General features: G+C 60.4%; 3 protein-coding genes. All 3 read right to left on the bottom strand.

Annotation, left to right across the window (positions count from 1 at the left end; translation table 11 throughout):
- The coding region (tssM, locus tag PMN64_RS36730; RefSeq protein WP_411784268.1) for a type VI secretion system membrane subunit TssM at positions 1–2928 on the bottom strand (2928 nt) is incomplete at its 3' end.
- Between the two features lie 12 nt (positions 2929–2940).
- On the bottom strand, positions 2941–3813 hold the full coding sequence (gene icmH, locus PMN64_RS36725; RefSeq protein WP_411784267.1) for a type IVB secretion system protein IcmH/DotU: 873 nt from the start codon (positions 3811–3813) through the stop codon (positions 2941–2943).
- Positions 3814–4659: 846 nt separating this feature from the next.
- Positions 4660–5603: Ulp1 family isopeptidase (locus PMN64_RS36720; protein ID WP_411784266.1), on the bottom strand; the 944-nt coding region annotated here is incomplete at its 5' end.

Here is a 5603-nt window from a genome sequence, read left to right as displayed (position 1 = left end):
GCGTTGGAAGATGGCAGCCGCGCAGAGCGGGACGACTTCTCCCACCCAAACTGCATTGACATAACCGTGCGCCTGTTTGAGCACGATGCTCCAAGTCGAGAGCGCGACGTCATTCATGATGGTGCGGACGAGCTCCGGCCGCAGCGCAGAATCGGCGCGCAAGGCGCCGAAGGAATCGCTATTTGGATCTTTGGCGCGCCGCTGAACGAGCTGCAACGCCGTCCGGTCGGGATCCGGCGCAGACGCGATGTTGGCCATCGTCACATAAAGGCCACCGAAACGGTCGCGGATTTGATCCATGCCGGCCGGCTGTCCCGGGACCTCCGCCATGGTCAGTCTGGCCAGAGGCCGGAACGCTTCGGTGATTCGTGTTCCTGGCCAAGGAGCATCGCCGAATGCTGCCGAGAACACGGCGGACGCGGCGGCACCGGTCTTGGCGGAGGTGATCTCTCGGGTTGGTGGCAGGTTTGTATGGTCTCGTACCAGGGAAATGATCCGCAGCAGCGCGCTTTGTGAGCCGGCGAGCCCACGCAAAATCACTGCGCCGCGCTGCATGTCGTCGAACTTGACGACGCGAATGTTGCTCAGGGCACTTGTCCAGATGCGAATATAGTCGTCAACATACCGGTCTATAACCTTCAGTGCGAGCTGCTGCGTATCGGCCGCGTCCAGGGGACTACCGGCAAGGATCCAGTCGTCGCTTTGCTCTTCTTTGATGATGAGCGGGAGACGGTGCAGCAGAAAATCGAGGAACCCGTCGCGCGTGAAGATGCCGGGGATGATCGCACCATTGCTCGAATAGAAAGGGTCGCGCTGTATAATGGCGGGAGATATAATCTGTGGAGTGCGCATCTCAAGCTCGCCAGAACCGAGCAGACTGGCAAGGTCGATCGGCCGGAGCTGGGTGCTCTGCGCTGCTTCACGCAACAAGCGGGTGTAGACGTGCTCGACGGGAGGGTGCTCCATCAGCCGCGAGCCGACCGCGATCACGAATTTCCGGTCAGTCGTGATGGGCTTCGGCAACAGCTCAAGCAGGCGTGAGAAATGCTCTTTCAACTCGTCCGATGATGTCGTATCGAGCGCGAACGCCAGTGCGACTTCGGTGAGCGCCGCCTGCTCGACCTTGCCGCGGTCGAAACGCCTCGGATTGCTCAGCATCAAATACGTGCGGAACGCTTCCTTGGCCTGATCTAACGAAGTATCGTCGCCCGCACGCAACAACGCCTCGATGCGGACAGCAAGCCTGCTGGCGAAAACGGGCAAGAGTCGATCGACCAGAATGCGGTCATAGGCCTCCTGCGCAGCCGGCGCCAGCGCAGGGGTCGCGAAGATGCCGAAGCCTTCAAGCAACCCATACGATGTGCCCTCGCTGGCAGCCTGAGGCAACCGGCGCGCAGCATTAAGGGTCGGCAAGAGCTGCTTCAGGTCCTGTGGTTCGTGGATTTCTTGAAGGTGCGCCTGCAACGTCTGTACGGCTATTCTGGTTTCAGCGATGCGCACTTCGCTTCGGGCGAAGGCATCATACCACTGGGCCAAAGCAGCCACCGCCAGTATGACCGCCGCGATATAGCCGCAGCCATGCAGCACTGCGAGCTTGCGTTCCAGCCTCAAATTGCGACCGGCCAGGCCCTGCTCGGCGAAGATGACGTCGGTCAGCAACCGCTTGATGAAAAACGCCTTGCCCTGCCCGATTGAAGACAAGCGCGGCCCGGAGTGCAGACCAAACCTGCGGCTGATCGCTTCGCTGACCCGCTCGATCGGCGTGCCCTCCTGCGTGCCGCTGGTAAAGTAGACCCCGCGCAGCATCGGCCGCACCTCGAAGCGGCTCATGCGGAATAGTTCGTTCACGAAGCCGGCGATTGGCGCCCGGATGCTCCAGAATTCCTTCGGAAACGCGTACATGGCTGAACGGCGGCTGAGATTGCGTTCCTGCTGCATGCGAAAGGCCAGTTTGCTCTCGAGGCGCTCGACAAGCTCCTGAATCTCGAGGGTTACGACGTCACTGATGTGATCGCCAGGCGTATCGAGGGGAAAGGTCTTGCCGCAGACCTGAGCACGGCCTTCCTGGTCGAGATTGTCGAAGTATTCAGCGAAGCCAGACACGAGATCGCATTTGGTCACCAGAACATAGACCGGAATGCGCATGCCACACTTGTTCAGAAGCTCCTGTATCCGCGAACGGATTGAGCCGACGAGCCGCCGCCGCCGATTGTTGTCGCTCAGCAAGAGATCGGACAGGCTGATTGTGACCAGGACGCCGTTGATCGGCCGCTGGCGCCGATGCGCAACGAGAAGATCGAGAAAGCCGTGCCAGGCCGCGCGATCGACCTCGGCATGCGTATTCTGGGTCGTATAGCGGCTTGCGGTTTCGATAAGAACTGCTTCGTCGGTGAACCACCAGTCGCAATTTCGCGTACCGCCGACCCCAGCGACCGGATCGACGACGAGCCGTTCGGCCAGCGGAAGCTCGAGCCCTGAATTGCGCAGGATCGTCGTCTTGCCGGCACCCGGTGGACCGATGACGATGTACCAGGGCAGCTCGAACAGATAGCTTGGGCCCCGCTTGCCGGCGAACACTGTATCGCGCAGGACGTTGAGCGCCTCCTCGAAGCGCCTACGTATCAGTTCGACCTCCTCCCGACTATAATCGCTGCAGGACGAGACAAGGCCTTCGCTCTCCATCAGCGACTTGATGGCATGCCGATTGGCGCGGCACGCCGACCAGCGTCGGACAAGGATGTCGAGCATGGCCGCCGGGAAGACGGCGGCGATTGTGGCGGCGCAAACAGTCACCGACTGGAGCGGATATCGACCGAACAGGTCGAGATAAGGTCCGCCGAACCAGATGAGCACGCCGGCCGCCGACAAGCCGATCAGCGTCACGATACCTTGGACCGATAAGAGTGCCGCGAAAAGCGCGCCGAACACCTGCAGCTCTCCTTAGTGCGGTCCGGACCGGCCGATCAAGTCAAGCAGCTGCTCGACGGGCGCCAGTTCTCCAGAGAGGCGCCACCAAAAAAAGCCGTAACCGATGAGGACCGTGAGGGCGGCAGCCGTAAAGGCGATCTTCAACGGCCCGTAACTGCACACGGCCGTGCGCGCACTGATGCCGTGCCATTGGTTCGATAGCTCGGCGGGCGGTGCACTCGCGTGGTCCCGCAAGCGACGCTCGAGCTCGCAGCGCAAATCTTCAAGTAGCTCGCGGCCGCCTTCGACCACGCGATATCTGCCTTCGAAGCCCATCAACAGGCAGATATTGATGAGCTTAAGCAAGGCGAGGTATTTGGCTGGCTCGGCCTGGATGTGCTCGAGTATATGAAAGACCTTGTCGCCGCCCCAGGTCTCGTTATGGAACTGGAGCAGGCTATTGTCACTCCAGGCGCTTTCAGCGCCCCAGCGCGTGGTCATCACGGCCTCGTCGATGAGCGCGCATATCACATAACGAGCGGCTATTACGTCGCTGGCCCGGTATTTCGCGGCCCGCTCTTCGAAGCGATGGATTTGCTCGACAATTCCACGATGCAACGCGTCGATATCGGCATTGTTGACGAATGGAAGCTGCGCGACGACCAAGAGGAGCGGTGCTGCTGCCGCGACCAAGGTGTCCTCCACCGCCTTTGGCTCGAAGAGGCCGTGGGCCACGATTTCGGCATCATTGACTGCCGAGCCTTCGCCGACGTCGGATGTGGGCCCTGGCGCATAAGGGACCGTCGGAGCGGCGACCTTCGGTTGAACAAGACCGGAAGGTTGCCCGCTTTGGCTGTCGCGGATTGGACCAGCTGGCCTCGGTCCAATGACTGTCGGCTCATCCATGTGCACGGATCTAGAAATTGCAGGTACAGCCAAGCCCGTGCTCCAGCGGCCCGCCCTCCGGTCCAAACGCGTGTGTTGCGTTACAGCCCAAGGCCTTCTCGCCGACGACTCGCAGTGTGGGATGCATCTCACACGTTCAGCCCTGCTCATCAGCACGGTCGTGCGTCACATGCGAATTGGCTGCGGTGGGATATCGCCCCCGCTGTCTGCAATTGTTGAACGTCGATCGGCTTGCTGATGCGCCAGAGGAGCTTCTGTCGTGCACTCAAAGTCCATTCGAGGACGCGCTGGCTCCCTCTCTCCGGAACGAGGCGCAGTGGCCAAGGAAAGGGAAGCATCGCTCGTCTTAGGCATCTACGTGCACCAACCACTCAGTGTTGCGGCATCTTAATAGCAACGCCTGTGCCAGTGGCTTAAGACATTGATTTGGCTTCTAAACAGTGAGCTCAATAAAAGACGAAGGGTGTCCTCAGCCAAACAAAAGGCGGCGTGGTTTGTCAGAGAGCGGACAAGCATCGACATGGTCGAGACCTGAGATTTGTCCTTCCCCCAGGTCATCCATCCTTAGTTGAGCGCGCCGACAATCGCCTCTGCTGGCTCTCGATAACCATCAGACCCTCAGTTCGCACCCGTCATCCTGTCGCCCGCCCGGCATCGAGATCCGATTTTCGGTCTTTGCAGGCACGCCAATCGACTTCTTCCTTGTCGGCTGCCCAACGATATGAAGAGCGAGGATCTCAACTGCCGGACCGGCCTAATTCAAAAGCGGAGCGAGGTGTTGTCCTGATTCGCTCGCTCAGCGAGCCGACGGTCTCGTCTTCGGGAGAGCCGCTCCTGCCAGCTCCATTAGCGCAAGCCGGGATGAGCCCGAAGCCGGTCCTGGAGGGACTGCCTATTGACGACGAGATTGTCGAGATGCAGCCGCTCTGGCCACTCTCCTTGTGCTAATCGTCGAACCAGCGCCCGTGTGCCGTCGACCACAAAGACACCGCAGTCATAGCTGTTCCGCTGCTGGGCCATGACCGGTGACTCAAGGCGGGCGCACAGCCGCCGTGCGAGCTGCGCTGCCGCTTCGTGGTTGTGTCCCCAGACAGAGTCGTAGTGATAGGCAACCGGTTCTCTTCGCGTGCGGCGATCAAGAAGCAGCAGCGACCAATGCTTGCCGACACTCTTAGGATCCGTAGCATCGTTCACTGGCAGGAACAGGAAGTCGGCGGTATCATTACCATTCGGATCGTAGACGATACGCTGGAATGCGCGCAGCATGTCTGACTGCTCGCCGAAGCGCAGTCGATAGTGGGCGATCAAGGGATCGACGAAATTCGTCCGGGCGGCGAGTTGCGGGTGGTCGCGCTGCAATTCTTGCGCTAGGAGCTCGTAATCCCCCTGAATATGCTCGTCGCCTAGCCATTCCACGGCGCCGAGCTCTAGTCCGTTATGGCCCCGGGAGGTGGCTGTCGGATCCAAAGCCCCGATCTTGATCTGGCCATCGACGGTTGTGCGCCGGGACGGCGCATAATGAGCATCATCACGCAGCTCCCGCGGCGTCGGCGCATTCAGATCAACAAAAGATGCTAGGCCGCTGTAGGTGCCTGAACGAGGCCTGGCAGGATGCGCCGGCGCAAAGTCAGCATCATCGTGCAACTCGGACGGCGTCGGCGCATTCAGATCAACAAAAGACTCTAAGCCGCTGTAGGTGTCTGAACGAGGCCTGGCAGGATGCGCCGGCGCAAAGTCAGCATCATCGTGCAACTCGGACGGCGTCGGCGCATTCAGATCAACAAAAGACG

Source organism: Bradyrhizobium sp. UFLA01-814 (genome assembly GCF_046718885.1).
GTDB classification, from domain to species: domain Bacteria; phylum Pseudomonadota; class Alphaproteobacteria; order Rhizobiales; family Xanthobacteraceae; genus Bradyrhizobium; species Bradyrhizobium elkanii.
This window is presented reverse-complemented; position numbering and strand designations above follow the sequence as displayed.